12 protein-coding genes are annotated in these 17,222 nt (G+C 66.7%); 6 read left to right on the top strand and 6 right to left on the bottom strand.

Going from position 1 to position 17,222, the window contains the following annotated elements:
* Window positions 1-42: 42 nt before the first annotated feature.
* Window positions 43-3,591: a transcription-repair coupling factor gene (gene mfd / locus B6S44_RS03955; RefSeq protein ID WP_129155421.1), complete on the bottom strand. Its 3,549-nt coding sequence runs from the start codon at window positions 3,589-3,591 to the stop codon at window positions 43-45.
* Window positions 3,592-3,696: 105 nt separating this feature from the next.
* Complete coding sequence (locus tag B6S44_RS03950; protein ID WP_129155420.1) at window positions 3,697-3,993, bottom strand: FAD assembly factor SdhE; 297 nt, start codon at window positions 3,991-3,993, stop codon at window positions 3,697-3,699.
* A 137-nt stretch (window positions 3,994-4,130) separates the two neighbouring features.
* Between B6S44_RS03950 and recG the strand changes: the two genes are divergently transcribed.
* On the top strand, window positions 4,131-6,233 hold the full coding sequence (gene recG, locus B6S44_RS03945; RefSeq protein WP_129155599.1) for an ATP-dependent DNA helicase RecG: 2,103 nt from the start codon (window positions 4,131-4,133) through the stop codon (window positions 6,231-6,233).
* 8 nt (window positions 6,234-6,241) lie between these two features.
* On the opposite strand, the gene B6S44_RS03940 is transcribed toward recG, so the two are convergent.
* Entirely contained in the window at window positions 6,242-6,664 is a 423-nt protein-coding gene (locus tag B6S44_RS03940) for a RidA family protein (protein ID WP_129155419.1), read from the bottom strand.
* 133 nt (window positions 6,665-6,797) lie between these two features.
* Here B6S44_RS03940 and B6S44_RS03935 point away from each other — a divergent pair, with 133 nt between their 5' ends.
* Complete coding sequence (locus B6S44_RS03935) at window positions 6,798-7,691, top strand: LysR family transcriptional regulator (RefSeq protein ID WP_129155418.1); 894 nt, start codon at window positions 6,798-6,800, stop codon at window positions 7,689-7,691.
* A gap of 69 nt (window positions 7,692-7,760) precedes the next feature.
* A complete protein-coding gene (locus B6S44_RS03930) occupies window positions 7,761-8,594 on the top strand; it encodes an AraC family transcriptional regulator (protein ID WP_129155417.1) in 834 nt (277 codons plus the stop codon).
* A gap of 1 nt (window position 8,595) precedes the next feature.
* Here B6S44_RS03930 and B6S44_RS03925 read toward each other — a convergent pair whose 3' ends face one another.
* Window positions 8,596-9,288: a DUF502 domain-containing protein gene (locus B6S44_RS03925; protein WP_129155416.1), complete on the bottom strand. Its 693-nt coding sequence runs from the start codon at window positions 9,286-9,288 to the stop codon at window positions 8,596-8,598.
* Window positions 9,289-9,404: 116 nt separating this feature from the next.
* Between B6S44_RS03925 and B6S44_RS03920 the strand changes: the two genes are divergently transcribed.
* Window positions 9,405-9,794 (top strand): YbaN family protein, encoded by a 390-nt coding sequence (locus B6S44_RS03920; RefSeq protein ID WP_129155415.1) that lies wholly within the window; start codon window positions 9,405-9,407, stop codon window positions 9,792-9,794.
* A 61-nt stretch (window positions 9,795-9,855) separates the two neighbouring features.
* Here the strand turns inward: B6S44_RS03920 and glmS are convergent, their stop codons facing one another.
* Both glmS and glmU read right to left on the bottom strand, forming a co-directional pair.
* Complete coding sequence (glmS, locus tag B6S44_RS03915; RefSeq protein WP_129155414.1) at window positions 9,856-11,682, bottom strand: glutamine--fructose-6-phosphate transaminase (isomerizing); 1,827 nt, start codon at window positions 11,680-11,682, stop codon at window positions 9,856-9,858.
* 108 nt (window positions 11,683-11,790) lie between these two features.
* On the bottom strand, window positions 11,791-13,146 hold the full coding sequence (glmU, locus tag B6S44_RS03910) for a bifunctional UDP-N-acetylglucosamine diphosphorylase/glucosamine-1-phosphate N-acetyltransferase GlmU (protein ID WP_129155598.1): 1,356 nt from the start codon (window positions 13,144-13,146) through the stop codon (window positions 11,791-11,793).
* A 342-nt stretch (window positions 13,147-13,488) separates the two neighbouring features.
* Between glmU and B6S44_RS03905 the strand changes: the two genes are divergently transcribed.
* Together B6S44_RS03905 and mdoH are read left to right on the top strand one after the other, a co-directional pair.
* Window positions 13,489-15,021, top strand: coding sequence for an OpgD/OpgG family glucan biosynthesis protein (locus B6S44_RS03905; RefSeq protein WP_248309423.1), 1,533 nt, complete (start codon window positions 13,489-13,491; stop codon window positions 15,019-15,021).
* On the top strand, window positions 15,018-17,216 hold the full coding sequence (mdoH, locus tag B6S44_RS03900; RefSeq protein ID WP_282568167.1) for a glucans biosynthesis glucosyltransferase MdoH: 2,199 nt from the start codon (window positions 15,018-15,020) through the stop codon (window positions 17,214-17,216). Before B6S44_RS03905 ends, mdoH begins: the two co-directional genes overlap by 4 nt.
* Window positions 17,217-17,222 lie beyond the last annotated feature (6 nt).

The following is a 17,222-nucleotide window of genomic DNA, read 5'->3' as shown; positions in this document are numbered from 1 at the left end:
CTTCCTGGATTGCTTCGCTTCGCTCGCAATGACGAGAGGTGCCTACGCCGCCTTCTTCCGCTCGGCAATGCGCGCCAGATCGGTCAGCAACCGGCGCGTACCCGTCAGCCGCTGCTCGGCGCTCTCCAGATCGTCGATGAAGACGACACGCATGTCGGGACGGACTTTTGCCAGCGTGCCGATCTTCGCGACATAGGAGACGAGCCCCTCCGGATTGGCGAGCTCGTTGTCGCGGAAGGCGACGATGATGCCCTTCGGCCCGGCTTCGACCTTCTCGACATTGGCGCGCTTGCACAAAGCCTTGATCGCGACGATCTCCAGAAGCTGCTTGACCTCCTCCGGCAGCGGGCCGAAGCGGTCGACCAGCTCGGCCCCGAAGGATTGCAGCTCGCCATCGTCATCCATGGTCGAGAGGCGCTTGTAGAGCGTCAGCCGCAGCGTCAGATCGCCGATATAATGCTCGGGGATCATCACCGGTGCACCGATCTGGATGGTCGGCGACCATTGCGCGTCGCTCTCGATCTCGATGCCGGCCTTGAGCGCCGCCACCGCCTCCTCCAGCATCTGCTGGTAGAGCTCGTAGCCGACCTCCTTGATGTGGCCGGACTGCTCGTCACCGAGCAGGTTACCGGCGCCTCTGATGTCGAGGTCGTGGCTGGCGAGCTGAAAGCCGGCGCCCAGCGTATCGAGTGATTGCAGCACCTTCAGGCGCTTGTCAGCCTGGTCGGTCAGCTTGCGGTTGGCCGGCACGGTGAAGAGCGCATAGGCGCGCACCTTCGAGCGGCCGACGCGGCCGCGCAGCTGATAGAGCTGCGCCAGGCCGAACATGTCGGCGCGGTGGACGATCAGCGTGTTCGCCGTCGGGATGTCGAGCCCGGATTCGACGATCGTGGTCGAGAGCAGGATGTCGTACTGGCCCTCGTAGAAGGCCGTCATCACGTCTTCCAGCGTGCCTGCCGCCATTTGGCCATGGGCGATGCCGACCTTGGCCTCCGGCACCTGCTTGTCGAGGAAGTCCTTGACCTCGGCGATGTCCTCGATGCGCGGCACGACATAGAACGAGCGCCCTCCCCGATAGCGTTCGCGCAGCAGCGCCTCGCGCACGATCAGCGGATCGAACGGGGTGACGAAGGTGCGCACCGCAAGGCGGTCGACCGGCGGCGTCGCGATGATCGAGAGCTCGCGCACCCCGGTCATGGCGAGCTGGAGCGTGCGCGGGATCGGCGTCGCCGTCAGCGTCAGCATGTGGACCTCGGCGCGCATCTCCTTCAGCCGCTCCTTGTGGGCGACGCCGAAATGCTGCTCCTCGTCGACGATGACGAGGCCGAGATCCTTGAAGTCGATGCCCTTGCCGAGCAAAGCGTGAGTGCCGACGGTGATGTCCATGGTGCCGTCGGAAATGCCCTGCTTCACCGCCTTGAGATCGGGCGCCGATACGAAGCGCGAGGCCTGGCCGACCTTGACCGGCAGGCCGGCGAAGCGCTCGGCGAAGTTGCGGTAGTGCTGGCGCGCCAAGAGCGTCGTCGGCACCACGACCGCGACCTGCTTGCCGGCGAGCGCCGCGGTAAAGGCGGCGCGGAGCGCAACTTCCGTCTTGCCGAAGCCGACATCGCCGCAGACCAGGCGGTCCATCGGGCGGCCGGCCGCCATGTCGTCGAGCACGGCATCGATGGTGTTCTGCTGGTCCTCGGTCTCCTCATAGGGGAAGCGGGCGCAGAACTCGTCATAGAGCCCATCCTGCGGCACGAGGCGCGGCGCCTCCTTGAGCGCACGGGCAGCAGCGATCTGGATCAGCTTGCCCGCCATCTCGCGGATGCGTTGCTTCAGCTTGGCCTTGCGCGCCTGCCAGCCGCCACCGCCGAGCCGGTCGAGCACGCCCTCGGTGTCCTCCGAGCCGTAGCGCGATAGAAGCTCGATATTCTCCGCCGGCAGGAACAGCTTGGCGTCGCCGGCATAATGGATTTCGAGGCAGTCATGCGGCGCCCCGGCGGCCGTGATCGTCTGCAGGCCGACGAAGCGGCCGATGCCATGGTCGACATGGACGACGATGTCGCCGGGCGTCAGCGATGACAGCTCGTTGATGAAGTCCTGCGGCCGGCGCGTCTTGCGGCGCGGTCGCACCAGCCGGTCGCCCAGAATGTCCTGCTCGCCGATGACGGCGAGCTTCCCCGCCTCGAAACCGGTCTCGAAGCCCCAGACAGCCAATGCGGTGGTGCCGGGCTTGAGGTCGAACGCAGCTCGCAGTGAGCCGGTCATTTGCACGCTTTTGAGACCGTGATCGGCCAGCACATGGGCAAGGCGCTCGCGCGAGCCTTCGGACCAGGCGGCGAGGATGACGCGCCGCCCGTCCGCCTCCAGTGCTTTCACATGGGCGACAGCCGCATCGAAGACGCTGCCGGCATTGTCGGCACGCTCGGCTGCGAAGCTGCGGCCCTGCTTGCCGACGAGATCGACGACGAGCTTGCCTTCGCTCTCTGGCAGCTGGAACGGCGTCAGCGAGGCGACACCGGCCTCCCCGACGATGCCGCGCCAATCAGCCGGCGAGAGATAGAGCGCCTCCGGTGGCAGCGGCTTGTAGGGGATCGAGCCCGGCGAGGGCTGGCCGAGCGCGCTCCTGCGGGCGTCGTAATAGTCCTTGATCAGGCTGATGCGTTCGCCGACCGCATCCTCGGCCTGATGGTCGAGCACGATCGGGACATCCGGCAGATAGGTGAAGAGCGTGTCGAGCTTCTCGGCCAGCAGCGGCAGCCAGTGCTCAAGGCCCGCCGGGCGCCGGCCCTCGCTCACAGCCTCGTAGAGCGTGTCGTCACGGCCTGGCGTGCCGAAGGTCGCGATATAGGACTGGCGGAAGCGGCGAATGCTGTCGCTCGTCATCTGCGCTTCGGACATTGGCACGAGGTCGAGCCCGCGCAATTGCCCGGTGGTGCGCTGCGTCTCCGGATCGAAGGTGCGGATCGATTCGAGCGTATCGCCGAAGAAGTCGAGCCTGATCGGCGCCGGCATGCCCGGCGGGAAGAGGTCGACGATGCCGCCGCGCACGGCGAACTCGCCGGTCTCGCGCACGGTCGAAGTTCGCATATAGCCGTTGACGTCGAGCCAGCGTGCCAGCTCCTCGGTATCGACCATGTTGCCCGGTGCGGCCGAGAAGCTCTCGGAGGCGACCTTGCCGAAAGCCGGCACGCGCTGCAGCGCGGCATTGACCGTCGTCAGCAACAGGCGCGGCTTGTCGCCCGACTTGGTCCTGGCGAGCCGTGACAGCGTCGTCATGCGATGCGCGACGATGGAGGGCGCCGGCGAGACCCGGTCATAGGGCTGGCAGTCCCAGGCCGGGAAGCTCATCACCTCGAGATCGGGCGCGACAAAGGCGAGCGCGTTCTCCAGCACCTGCAGGCGCTGGCCGTCGCGCGCGACGAAGACGATCAGCGCCGGCCCTTCCGACTTCTTCGCCCGGGCGCGGGTGAGGTCGGCGAGGATGACCGCGTCGAAGCCATCGGGCACGCCGGCGAGCGTCGGCTTGTCGCCACGATTCAACGCATCGAGGACGCGCTCGAGCTGCGGCTTGGCGATCTGGGCGGGCGGGGGAATGCTCATCGGGCGATTTTCTCAGGCGTCATTCTCGGGCTTGTCCCGAGAATCTCAGGACGAGAGCGCACTGGTTTCCGAGATGGTCGGGGCAAGCCCGACCATGACGGCAGTTCAGACATGGATTGGCTTATCGTGCTGATGAAAGGCCTTCAGCCGCCGGAACACGTCGCTGTCATAGTTTTCCGGCACCTGCGCTTCGCCGGTGATCCAGCTCAGCAGGTCGCGGTCGAGCACCTCGATCAGGCGCTCGAACTCGTCGAGCTCGGCCTCGCTGAGCGCGCCGATCTGCGAATCGGCGAAGCGGCCCATGATCAGATCGGTCTCGCGCATGCCGCGATGCCAGGCGCGGAACAGGATCTTGCGCCGGCGCGGGTCGAGACCTTCGCTGCTACGGGTCGAGCCACTCATCATCGGCCTCGCAAAAAATAGGAATGGGGCCGGCCCCATCGCGGAGCCTGCCGTCGCGGGCTATATAGCGAGCCGACAACGCGAAGTCAGCGGCTGATACGCCGCTGATCCCGCACTCCTGACATGCCGTGAAGCCATTGCGTCCATCCGCTCTCGATCCGCTCTTCGCCCCCGCCACAGCGCTGTCCGGCGTCGGCCCCAAGCTCGCCAAGGCGCTCGACAAGCTGCTGGGTGACGAGACGCACGCAGCTCGCGTCATCGACCTGCTCTTCCATCTGCCGACCGGCGCGATCGATCGACGGCCGAGCGAGAGCATCGCCGAGGCCCCGATCGGCGAGATCGCGACCTTCTCGGCGCGGGTCACCGAGCACCGCCCTGCCCCGCCGACCAAGGCCAAGGCGCCCTATCGCATCATCGTCGAGGACGAGACCGGCGATGTGACGCTGGTCTTCTTCCACGCCGATGTCCGCCATCTCCTGCAGACCCTGCCGATCGGCGCCTATCGCCTGATCTCGGGCAAGCTCGAACTCTGGGACGGCATGCGCCAGATGGTGCATCCCGACCGTGTCCTCGATCCCAAGCTCGCCGCGACCATGCCCTCGGTCGAGCCGGTCTACGGCCTGACGGAGGGCGTCGGCGGGCGCATCATGGCGCGCATCGCCGCCGGCGCGGCCGAGCGCTGCCCGGAATTGCCGGAATGGCAGGACGGCGCTTTCCTGGCGCGCAACGACTTCGCGCCCTTCCGCGATGCCATTCATGCTCTCCACCACCCAGTCGACCTCAAGGCCGCGCAGGGCGACACGGTCGCGCGCCGGCGCATCGCCTATGACGAACTGCTGGCGAGCCAGATCGCGCTCGCGCTAGTGCGCCGGCAGCAGAAGAAGGCAGCTGGCCGCGCGACGGCCGGCGACGGCGCCTTACGCCGCGCCATCGAGACCGCCCTGCCCTTCACGCTGACCGATGGCCAGCGCAAGGCGATCGCCGACATCCATGACGACATGGAAAAGCCCGAGCGCATGCTGCGCCTGCTCCAGGGCGATGTCGGTTCGGGCAAGACCGTCGTCGCGCTGATGGCGATGGCTGCCGCCGCCGAAGCCAACAGGCAATCGGTGCTGATGGCGCCGACCGAGATCCTCGCCCGCCAGCATGCCGAGCGACTGGCTCCCTTGGCGGACAAGGTCGGCCTCAAGCTCGCCTTGCTGACCGGCCGTGAGAAGGGCGCCGGACGCCGGCAGGTGCTGGAAGGGCTGGCGAATGGCGAGATCGACATCGCGGTCGGCACCCACGCCCTGTTCCAGGAGGGTGTCGCCTTCCGTGACCTGGCGCTTGCCGTGGTCGACGAGCAGCATCGTTTCGGCGTGCACCAGCGCCTGCTGCTCGGTGCCAAGGGCGAAGCGGTCGACATCCTGGTGATGACGGCGACGCCGATTCCGCGCACGCTCTCGCTGACCTGGTTCGGCGACATGGACATCTCGATCCTCGCCGAGAAGCCAGCCGGCCGCAAGCCGATCGCGACCAAAGCAATTTCCTCCGAGCGCTATGACGAAGTCGTCGGCGCGGTCGGCCGGGCGATCGATGCCGGTGCGCAGGTCTACTGGGTCTGCCCGCTGGTGCAGGAATCCGACACGCTCGACGTTGCGGCGGCGCAGGAGCGCTTCGAGGCGCTGCAGGAAGAGTTCAGCGACAAGGTCGGCCTGTTGCACGGCCAGATGCCCGGGCGCGACAAGGACGCGGCTATGGCCGCTTTCTCCGGCGGACAGACGCGTGTGCTGGTCTCGACCACGGTGATCGAGGTCGGCGTCGACGTGCCCAATGCCTCGGTGATGGTGATCGAGCATGCCGAGCGCTTCGGCCTCGCCCAGCTTCACCAATTGCGCGGGCGGATCGGTCGAGGCAGTGCCGCCTCGACCTGCCTGCTACTCTACAAGGGCCCGCTCGGGCCGGTTGCGGAGGCGCGTCTCACCATCCTGCGCGAGACCGAGGACGGTTTCCGCATCGCCGAGGAGGATCTGCGCCTGCGCGGCGAAGGCGAGGTGCTCGGCACCAAGCAGTCCGGCTCTCCGGACTGGCGTATCGCCAGGCCGGAGATCGACGGCGACCTGCTCGCGGCAGCGCGCGACGATGCCCGCCTGCTGATCGAGCGTGACCCGCATCTGGAAACGCCCCGCGGGCAGGCGATCCGGACGCTGCTCTATCTGTTCGAGCGCGACGTCGCGATCCGCCTGCTGCGGGCGGGCTGAGGCGACACTCAGCCTTGCGAACCTGCGCCGCTGCCGGCCGCTGCCGGAATGCGGGCGACCACCTTGAGCTCGAAGTCGAACCCGGCGAGCCAGGTCACGCCGACCGCGGTCCACGTCGGATAGGGCGGATCACCGATTTCCTCGGCTCGGACGGCCAGTACCGTGTCGAACTGCGACTGCGGGTCGGTGTGGAAGGAGATGACGTCGATCACGTCGTCGAAGCTCGCGCCTGCCGCCGCCAGCACGGCACGCAGATTGGCAAAGGCCCGCCGGACCTGATCCTCGAACACCGGTTCGGGCGTTCCGTCCTCGCGGCTGCCGACTTGCCCTGAGATGAAGAGCAGATCGCCATGCCGGATGGCGGCGGAATACTGATGAAGATCATAGAGGGCATGTCGATCGGCGGGGAAAATCGCGTCGCGCTTGGCCATGTCGATTCCTTTCATGGGCTGCGAACGCAGGCGGCCTTTCCGCGCGGTTCGCTCTTGCCGACAGGAGATAGCGGGCAACCATTGTTTGCATTAGCCGTTGAAATCGACACGGGCAGATGCAGATTGACCAGCAATGGCCCGTCATTCGCTCCACGACCTCACCGCTTTCGTCACCGTCGCGACCCGCCGCAGCTTCCGGCGCGCCGCGGATGAGCTCGGCACGGCGCCATCCACCCTGAGCCATGCGATGCGTGCCCTCGAGGAGCGCATGGGCGTGCGTCTGCTCAACCGCACGACGCGCAGTGTTTCGCCGACGGAAGCCGGCTTCGAGCTGCTATCCCGTCTTCAGCCGGCGCTCGCAACATTGGACGAAGCACTCGACAGCATCGCCACCTTTCGCGGAAGCGTGGCCGGAACCGTACGGATCAATGCACCGCGACTGGGGGCTTCGCTTCTGGTCCGCGACGTCCTGCCTGTGATGGCGGAGCGCTTTCCCGATGTCGTGGTCGACCTCGTCGTCGAAGGGAAGCTGATCGACATCGTTTCGGCCGGGTTCGATGCCGGCGTGCGGCTGGTCGACTCGATTCCAAAGGATATGATCGCCGTACCGTTCGCCGGCGAGGTCAGCTTCATCTGCGTCGCGTCACCGGCCTATCTCGAACGTTTTGGTGAGCCGGCCACACCCGACGAACTGACGCGCCATCGCTGCATCGGCCACCGCGTGCCGGGCGGCAAACTCTATCGCTGGGAGTTCGAGCGGGCCGGACAGGCGCTGACGATCGAGGCAGCCGGCCCGATCATTCTCGACGACGAGGAACTGATGGTGGATGCCGCGATCAAAGGATTGGGAATCGCCTATGTCGCCAGTCCGGCTGCCGAGGTAGCGTTGGCTCACGGGCACCTGCGCCAGGTTCTGGCAGCTTGGACGCCCGCTCCCGAACGGATCGCGATCTACTATCCCGGACATCGCGCCGTGCCGCCGGCGCTGCGTGCCTTCCTCGATGCCGTCAAGGCCTCGCGATCGTAGGCAGCAGCAATCCCGATCAAGCGCGGCCGTCTTGCCTCCGCCATGGTGCCGGCGTTTCGTGAGTGAGCCATGGACCCGATCAAGAAAGCCCTCTGGTGCATCGAAAGCCGCTTCGCCTCCGAGCTCTCGCTCGACGAGATCGCGGAGGTGAGCGGCGTCTCGCGCTTCCATCTCAGCCGCGCCTTCGGCGTGGCGACCGGCCGCTCGGTGATGCGCTATGTCCGCGAGCGCCGGCTCTCGGAAGCGGCGCGCCAGCTGGCGAACGGCGCGCCCGACATCCTCCAGGTCGCGCTCGACTGGGGCTATGGCTCTCACGAGGCCTTCACCCGCGCCTTCCGCGAGCAGTTCGGCATCACGCCGGAAGAACTGCGCGCCAGGCGTGACCTTTCATCCCTTGCTCTCGTGGAGCCACTGTCCATGCACGCCGCAACTCGAATCCCCCTCGCCGAACCACGCCTTGTCACCGGCAAGCCGATCCTGATCGCCGGCTTCAACGGCCATTTCTCGGTCGACAACACGCAAGGCATCCCGCTGCTCTGGCAGAAGATCGTTCCGCATTTCGGCCATATCCCCGACCAGAAGGGTTATGTCGCCTATGGCGCGAGCTATAATTGCGACGATGTCGGCGCCTTCGACTATATCGCCGGTGCCGAGGTCTCGTCCTTCAGCGATCTGCCGGACGAGTTCGCGCGGCTGAGCGTGCCCGAACAGCTCTGCGCCGTCTTCGAACACAGCGGCCACATCACCGGAATCAAGCAGACCTATGAGGCGATCTGGCGCGACTGGCTACCGAAATCGGGCCGCGAGCCGGCCATGGGCGTGACGCTCGAGCGCATGGACCAGCGCTTCGACGGCGCGACCGGCAACGGCATCGTCGAGATCTGGGTGCCGCTGAAGAGCTGAGCTATTTCGCCCCGTCTGACATCGGCTGGCCGGGCTGGATCAGCCCGGCGGACATGATCAACTTGGCGCCGTCCTCGACCGAGATGGTAAGTTCCACCACCTCCCGCCGCGGCAGGTAGAAGAAGAAGCCAGTGGTCGGATTTGGAGTACAGGGCAGGAAAACGCCGATCTGCTCCTCGCCATCGGGCAGCTTTCCGGCGATGTCCGGCGCCGCCTCCTGCGCGATGAAGACGATCGACCACATCCCCGGCTGCGGGAACTGCACCATTCCGACCTTGCGGAATGAGGTGCCCGACTGGGAGAAGATCGTCTCGAAGACCTGCTTCACGCCCTTGTACAGGCCCCGCACCACCGGCATGCGATCGAGGATCGACTCCCCGGCACTAATCAGCGTGCGCCCGACCAAGTTCGCGGCGAAGAAGCCGATCACCGTCAGGCCGATCAGGGCGATGATCAGCCCGAAGCCAGGCAGTGGGAACGGCAAATAGTTTTCGGGCCAAAACTGGGCCGGCACCAGTGGCTTCACCAGGCCGTCGACCAGGTTGATGAACCACCAGGTCACCGAGGCGGTGATGGCGAGCGGCGCAGCGAGCACGAGCCCGGTCAGGAAATAGCGCCTGAGCCGGGTGCCGAAGGTCGGCCGCAGCAGATCGGGCTGGGCGACGAGGCGCGGATCGGGGATACGGGCATTCATCGAGGATGCGAGACTCCGTCCGCTCTTGCGGCCTGACCATATTGCGCCGCACTATCAGACGATAGCCGAGCGAGGGCCGCTGGCCACCCCCCGATTCGCCGGGATCGACGAGTTTCGTGTCCGAACCTTCCAGACCGCAACGCCGCTGGCACCGGCCGCTCTATCTTGCCGCCGGCTGGCTCTGCACGGTCCTCGGCATCATCGGGCTGATCCTGCCGTTGATGCCTGGTACGGTCTTCCTGATCGCGGCCGCCTGGTGCTTCTCGCGCTCGTCGCCACGCTTCGAGAACTGGCTGGTCAACCATCCCCGGCTCGGCTCGCAGGTCGTGCGCTGGCAGCAGACGGGTGCGATCGCTCGCAAGACGAAGTACGTCGCCTGCGGCTCGATGCTGCTGAGCTTCATCATACTGGCGGCGACCGACGCGCCACCGATCGCGCTCTGGCTGAGCGGCGCCGGCCTGATCGCGGCCGGCACCTATGTCGCGAGCCGGCCGGAGCCGCGCTAGCATCGGGCCGAAAAGTGGATTCCACTTTCCGGAGCAACCCGATGCGACATCAAAGATCAGCTCACTCGACGGTGACAGATTTCGCCAGATTGCGCGGCTGGTCGACGTCCTTGCCCATGAAGACGGCCGTCTGGTAGGCGATCATCTGGATCGGCACCGCATAGACGATCGGCGCGAACAGCGGGTCCATCTCCGGCATGATGATCGTCGCTTCCGGCACGATCCCGGCCTCGGCGGCGCCCTTGGCGTCGGTGATCAGGATGATCCGCCCGCCGCGTGCCGCGACCTCCTGCATGTTCGAGGCGGTCTTCTCGAAGAGCGCGTCGTGCGGGGCGATGACGATGACCGGCATGTCCTCGTCGATCAGCGCGATCGGGCCGTGCTTGAGCTCGCCCGCCGGATAACCTTCGGCATGGATATAGCTGATTTCCTTGAGCTTCAGCGCGCCTTCAAGCGCCAGCGGGAACGCGGTGCCACGGCCGAGATAGAGCACGTCGCGCGCCTTGGAGAGCTTGCGGGCGAGCTTCTCGATCTCCGGCTCCAGGGTCAGCGCCTGAGCCATCAGGCCTGGCAGCGCGATCAGCTCCTGAACATAGCGCGCTTCCTGCTCGGCCGAGAGCGTGCCGCGGGCGCGGGCGGCGGCGATGGCGAGGCCGGCGAGCGCGGTGAGCTGGCAGGTGAAGGCCTTGGTCGAGGCGACGCCGATCTCCGGGCCGGCCAGAGTCGGGGCGACGACATCGCTCTCGCGGGCGATCGTCGAGGTCGGCACGTTGACGACCGACATGACGTGCTGGCCTTCCTGGCGGGCATAGCGCAGGCAGGCGAGCGTGTCGGCCGTCTCGCCCGATTGCGAGACAAAGAGCGCGAGTCCATTCGCCGGCAAAGGCGCCTCGCGATAGCGGAACTCGGAGGCGACATCGATCTCGACCGGCAGGCGCGCCAGCTTCTCGAACCAGTATTTGGCGGTGAGGCCGGCATAATAGGCAGTGCCGCAGGCCGAAACGGAGAGGCGCGACAGGTTCTTCCAGTCGAACGGCGTCTCGAAGGGCAAGCGCGCCACGCCATTCGCCATGTCGACATAATGCGTCAGCGTGTGGCCGACCACTTCCGGCTGCTCGTGGATCTCCTTGGCCATGAAATGGTGGTAATTGCCCTTCTCGACCAGGAAGGTGCCGGCCGCGACGCGCTGGGCGCGGCGATCGACCTGCTGGCCGTCGGCATCATAGAAAGTGGCGCCCTTGCGGTTCAGCACCACCCAGTCGCCCTCGTCGAGATAGGCGATGAGATTGGTGAAAGGCGCCAATGCCAGCGCGTCCGATCCAAGATACATCTCGCCATCACCGATGCCGACTGCGAGCGGCGAGCCCTTGCGGGCGCCGATCAGCAGATCTTCCTGTCCTTCGAACAGGAAGGCGAGCGCGAAGGCGCCGCGCAGATGCGGCAGCGCAGCCCCGACCGCCGCGACCGGGTCCTTGCCGCGGTCGAGCTCGCGGGTGACGAGATGGGCGATGACCTCGGTGTCGGTCTCGCTCGAGAAGACATGACCGTCCGCCTCGAGCTCGGCCTTGAGCTCACGGAAGTTCTCGATGATGCCGTTATGGACGACTGCCAGCTTCTCGGTGGCGTGCGGATGGGCGTTGGTCTCGGTCGGCTTGCCATGCGTCGCCCAACGCGTGTGGCCGATGCCGATGAGGCCATCGAGCGGCTCGCTGGAGAGGCGCACTTCGAGATTCTTGAGCTTGCCCTCGGCCCGGCGGCGGCTGAGCCGGCCGCCTTCGAGCGTCGCGACGCCGGCCGAATCATAGCCGCGGTATTCGAGCCGCCGCAGCGCCTCGACCACCTGACCCGCCACGGCCTGCTTGCCGAGAATGCCCACGATCCCGCACATGAATGTGCCTCATCCGTTGATGTCGATGTGCATCGCAATAGTCCGAGGCGGCGCGAATGCGAAATCACGTTGAATGTCGAACTGTGAACGAAATGCCCTGCAAATCGCCTATTGCCTGGCTTTTCTGGCCTGGGCCGCCGTCCGGAATGCCGCCGCCCAGCCCTCGCGCTCCATCTGCCGGCCGCGCGCGACAGCCAGCGCATCCGGCTTGACGTCGCGGGTGATGACCGAGCCCGAGCCGACATAGGCGCCGGCGCCGATCGTCACCGGCGCGACCAGCGCGGAGTTCGAACCGATGAAGGCGCCCTCCCCGATGATCGTCTTCGCCTTGGAGAAGCCGTCGTAATTGCAGGTGATCGTGCCGGCGCCGATATTGGCGTTCGCCCCGATCTCGGCGTCACCGATATAGGTCAGGTGGTTGACCTTGGCGCCCTCGCCGATCACCGCCGCCTTGATCTCGACGAAGTTGCCGACCCTGGCGCCCTTTGCCAGCTCCGCGCCCGGCCGCAAACGGGCATAGGGGCCGATCGAAGCGCTTGACCCGACGCTCGCCCCCTCCAGATGCGAGAATGCGTGGATGACGGCGTTGTCCGCGATCCTGACGCCCTTGCCGAAGACGACATTGGGTTCGATCAGGACGTCGCGCCCGATCTGGGTGTCGTGGCTGAAGAAGACGGTCTCGGGCGCGATCAGCGTGGCACCGGCGAGCATCACCTCGAGCCGCTTGTGGCGCTGGAAATCGGCTTCGACCGCTGCCAGCTGGGCGCGATCGTTGACGCCCTGCACCTCGGCCTCCGGCGCGACCCGGGCAACGGCCTTCAAGCCCTGCGCACGCGCCACCGCGACGGCATCGGTCAGATAGTATTCGTTCTGCGCATTGGCGCTGCCGATCGCGTCGAGGATTGAGAGCGCCTGCCTGCCGTCGAGCGCCATCAGACCGGCATTGCAGAGCGTAATGGCGCGTGTCGCCTCGTTGGCGTCCTTGTGCTCGACGATTGCCCGCAGCTCGCCATCCTGCGTGACGAAGCGGCCATAGCCGGTCGGATCGCGCGCCTCGAAGCCGAGGGCGGCAACGGCGGCGCCGGTACGCAGGGACTCGCGCAGATCGGCGAAGGTTTCGGGGCGCACCAGCGGCGTGTCGGCGAAGGCGACCAGCACATCGTCATGCGCGCCCGTCAGGCTTTCCCGCGCCGCCAGCACCGCATGCGCCGTGCCCTTGCGCTCGCTCTGGACGAAGACCGCGGCGTGCGGAGCGTGCTTCTTCACCTCTGCCTCGACATCGGGCCGGTCGGGTCCGATCACGACGGCGAGCTCGTCGGCGCCGGCGGCCGTCACGGCGGCCAAGGCATGGCCGAGCAGCGAGCGGCCGGCCACCTCGTGCAGCACCTTGGGCCGTGCCGATTTCATCCGGGTCCCCTCGCCCGCCGCCAGCACGATGGCGAGACAGGTCCGGGCGGGCTGCATTTCCGTCATGATCGTCCTGTCACATACTCTTGAGAGGAAACGCGGCCGCGACCGGCTGTCGTCCCGGGTGCGGCGGATCCCGCACCGGCGGTGGATAGCCGATAGCGAGCGGATTTGGCAAAGCCCATCGGACGATGCGCGATCGCACCGGCTCTGGGCGGACTATCTGGCGCGGCTTCGTTTTCGGCATGGCATTCCTGCATGCGAGGCGTCCCTTTTTTCGCCTTTGGCCTTGCACTGCGCTTTTCAGCTCCGCTCGAAATGCTCTAGAAGCGCAAGGCGGCAGAGCTTTGCCGGCCCAAGTTGGATGTGATGTCGAAATCCTTGAATCGCCGTCGATTTTTGAGCCTCGCAGCAACCGGCGCGATTGCGCAGCGGTTTGCCGTCGGCACAGCGACGGCACAGGCCCCGACGAGCTGGGCCGGGCTGGTGCAATCGGTCATCGCCGAGGGACAACGCTTCGATCCCGCGCTCGTCATCGAGGCCGCCCGTGTCCTCTCGCGCCGGCCGATGGTGCCGCTCCTCGCGACCGATTTGCCGGAAGGCTACGCGACCCTGCCCTTCGATCAGTACATCGGCATCCGGGCGCAGCCCTCCGGCATGATCTGGGCCGGCGAGAATCGTGGCTTTACCGTCGAGCCGCTGCATCGCGGCAATGTTTTCTCGTCGCCGGTCAGCCTGTTCACCGTCGAGGACGAGGTCGTCAGACGCGTCGCGTTCGATGCCGGCAAGTTCAACTATGGCCGCGTGACGCCGCCGCCTGCCGGGCTCGATCTGCAGTTCTCTGGCTTCCGGGTCTCGGCCGGGTTGGAGCGTCCCTATGAACTGGCGCTCTTCCAGGGCGCGACCTTCTTCCGTTCGCTGGCGCGCGGGCAGAATTTCGGCGCGATGGCCCGTGCCCTGATCCTGCGGCCGGGCGAACAGCGCGGCGAGGAGATTCCTTTCTTCCGTGCCTACTGGATCGAGCGGCCGAGCCCGGCCGCCGGCGTGCTCGTCATCCATGCGCTGCTCGACTCCGAGAGCGTCACAGGCGCTGTGCGGATGACCTTGCGGCCCGGCGACATCACCCTGGTCGATGTCGAGATGACCTTGTTCGCCCGCACCAATCTCGACCATGTCGGCTTCGGCTGCGTAATGGGCACCTATCTCTCCGGCCCGCAAAGCCGGCGCGGCTTCGATGATCTGCGGCCAGCGGTCCACGAGGTTTCGGGCGTCCAAATGTTCACCGGCAACGGCGAATGGATCTACCGCCCTGTCAGCAACCCCGCCAACCTTCAAGTTTCCTCTTTTCAGGACTCCAATCCGCGCGGCTTCGGGCTGATCCAGCGCGAGCGCGATCCGAACGCTTTCGTCGACGATGATCAGCGCTTCGAGCTCAGGCCAAGCGTCTGGATGGAGCCGCTCGGCGAGTGGGGACCGGGCTCGGTGCAGCTCATCGAGATTCCAAGCGAGTCCGAGCTGAACGACAACATCATCAGCTATTGGCGGCCGCGCCAGCCGATCGCGGCCGGCAGCGAAACGACTGTCGCCTATCGGCAGGCCTGGTGCTGGCAGCCGCCTGAGCGGCCGCCGCTCGCCATCGCGACCCGTATCAGGCAAGGCCGCGGCTCGCAGGCGCGCCGGCGCCGTTTTCTCGTTGATTTCAGTGGCGACCGGCTCGGCGACCCGGCACTCGTCGCGGCGATCCGCGCCAATGTCACGGCGACTCCAGGCACTATCCAGAACCTGCGTCTCTGGCCCTATCCGGAGCGCCGGACGATGCGCGTCGCCTTCGAAGTCGATCCGGGCAGCGAGACGCTCTCCGAGCTACGTCTTGTGCTCGATGCCGGCGGCCAGCCGGCTTCGGAAACCCTGTTGAACCGGTGGACCTGGTGACCGTGGACGCGCTTGCCCGTCGGGGCGATACCGAGCCCACGACCAGCTGCCCGGCGCCGGTCGAAGCGACGCCGCCCGAGAACCGGCTGGAGATGCCGGTGCAGTCCTTCCGCAGCTGGAAGGCCTCCGAAGCCCGCAAGCCGGCCGCTCCGCAAGCCTGGCGCACGCCCTGGCTGGCCCGGATCTTCGTCTTCGGCGGCGCCTGGTTGGTGACTGCCTATGGCGCCTGGGAAATGTACAATGTCGTGTCGGTCAGCCGCACGACCTTCCTGCAGTACGTGCTGCTCGTCCTCTTCACGGTGAACTTCTCCTGGATCGCGCTCGCCTTCACCAGCGCCGTCCTCGGCTTCTCCGCCCTGCTCCTGCGCCTTATGAAGAGCCCCCGCGCCGAGACGCTGACGCAGAAGACCGTCGTGGTCATGCCGATCTACAACGAATCGACTGCGCGCACCTTCGCCGCAGTGGCGGCGATCCGCGAATCGATCGAAGGGACGGGGCTCGGCGCCCATTTCGACTATTTCATCGTCTCCGACACGACCAATCCCGACATCTGGGTCGCGGAGGAGCGCGCCTTCCTGGCCTTGCGCCAGCGGCTCGGGCCGGATGCCCGCATCTACTACCGGCACCGGCCGAAGAACCATCATCGCAAGGCCGGCAACATCGCCGACTTCGTCACGCGCTGGGGCGGCCACTACCCCCAGATGGTCGTGCTCGACGCCGACAGCCTGATGACCGGCACCTGCATCGTGCGTCTCGCCGCCGCGATGGAAGCCGATTCCGACGCCGGCATCATCCAGTCGCTGCCGTTGATCATCAACCGCAACACCTTCTTCGCCCGCCTGCAGCAATTCGCGGCGCGGGTCTACGGCCCGGTGATCGCGACCGGGCTCGCGATCTGGTCCGGCCGCGACGGCAATTACTGGGGCCACAACGCGATCATCCGGACGAAGGCCTTCGCCGACCATTGTGGCTTGCCCGATCTCAAGGGCAAGCCGCCCTTCGGCGGCCATGTGCTCAGCCACGACTTCGTCGAGGCCGCGCTGATGCGCAGGGCCGGCTGGTCGGTCTACATGCTGCCCGATCTCATGGGTTCCTACGAGGAGAGCCCGCCCTCGCTGATCGACATCGCCACCCGCGACCGGCGCTGGTGCCAGGGCAATCTGCAGCATTCGCGCATCATCGACGCCAAGGGCCTGGTGACGGCGACCCGCCAGCACTTTGCCACCGGCATGATGGCCTATCTCGCCTCGCCCTTCTGGCTGATGCAGCTCGTGGTCGGCATCCTGATCGTGCTGCAGGTCAACTACGCCAGGCCAGAGTATTTCACCGAGGAGTTCAGGCTCTTTCCGATCTGGCCGCGCTTCGACCCCGAGCGCGCGCTCAATCTGTTCGGGCTGACCATGGCGATCCTGCTGGCGCCGAAACTGTTCGGCCTTTTGCTGACGCTGTTCGACGGCAAGCTCCGGCGCGCCTGCGGCGGCGGCATCCGCCTCGTCCTCTCAGCCGTGCTTGAGATCCTGTTCTCGGCCTTCTTCGCGCCGATCATGATGGTGATCCAGTCGGGCTCCGTCTTCCAGATCCTGGTCGGGCGCGACACCGGCTGGAATCCGCAGCGACGCGACGACGGCTCGATCCCGTTCAAGGACATCGTCCGCCGGCACCGCATGCATACGTTGCTCGGCCTGGTCGCCGGCCTCTCGGCCTTCATGATCGCGACCTCGCTGTTCGCCTGGATGTCGCCCACCATCGTCGGCCTGCTCCTGGCGATTCCGCTCTCATGGGCGTCCGGAAACCTCGCGCTCGGGCTCTGGCTGAAGCGGCGGGGCCTCCTGATCACGCCGGAGGAAGGCGACCCGCCGGCGATCGCGACGCGGGCCAATGCGCTCCAGGCCGAATTCGCGCAAGCTGGCCACGATGACGCCGACGGGCTTGCCGCCCTCCATGCCGACCCGATGCTGCGCGCGACCCACGAGGCGATGCTGCCCCAGGTGCAGCCGAGGCGCCGCGGCGAGATCGAGCCCGACCGTGCCGTGGCGCAGGCCAAGCTGATCGACGCCGAGACCATTGGCGACGCGGTGATCTGGTTGAAATCAAAAGAGCGCATGGTCGTGCTGCACGACCGCGCCTTGCTCGGTCTGCTGGCGAACCTCCCCGAAGGCCCGGCCCATGCCGGTGCCGAGCCCCGGACGAGCTGATCGGCA

This window comes from Allobosea sp. Tri-44, assembly GCF_004123845.1.
In the GTDB taxonomy this organism is placed as follows: domain Bacteria; phylum Pseudomonadota; class Alphaproteobacteria; order Rhizobiales; family Beijerinckiaceae; genus Allobosea.
The sequence above is the reverse complement of the archived record's forward strand: the minus strand, read 5'-3'. Positions and strand labels throughout refer to the sequence as shown.

Excerpts from the sequence above, each read along its gene's own strand:
- glmS (WP_129155414.1), bottom strand. The coding sequence starts at position 11,682 with ATGTGCGGGATCGTGGGCATTCTCGGCAAGCAGGCCGTGGCGGGTCAG.
- B6S44_RS03950 (WP_129155420.1), bottom strand. The coding sequence starts at position 3,993 with ATGAGTGGCTCGACCCGTAGCAGCGAAGGTCTCGACCCGCGCCGGCGC.
- B6S44_RS03925 (WP_129155416.1), bottom strand. The coding sequence starts at position 9,288 with ATGAATGCCCGTATCCCCGATCCGCGCCTCGTCGCCCAGCCCGATCTG.
- B6S44_RS03930 (WP_129155417.1), top strand. The coding sequence starts at position 7,761 with ATGGACCCGATCAAGAAAGCCCTCTGGTGCATCGAAAGCCGCTTCGCC.
- B6S44_RS03940 (WP_129155419.1), bottom strand. The coding sequence starts at position 6,664 with ATGGCCAAGCGCGACGCGATTTTCCCCGCCGATCGACATGCCCTCTAT.
- glmU (WP_129155598.1), bottom strand. The coding sequence starts at position 13,146 with ATGCAGCCCGCCCGGACCTGTCTCGCCATCGTGCTGGCGGCGGGCGAG.
- mfd (WP_129155421.1), bottom strand. The coding sequence starts at position 3,591 with ATGAGCATTCCCCCGCCCGCCCAGATCGCCAAGCCGCAGCTCGAGCGC.
- B6S44_RS03935 (WP_129155418.1), top strand. The coding sequence starts at position 6,798 with ATGGCCCGTCATTCGCTCCACGACCTCACCGCTTTCGTCACCGTCGCG.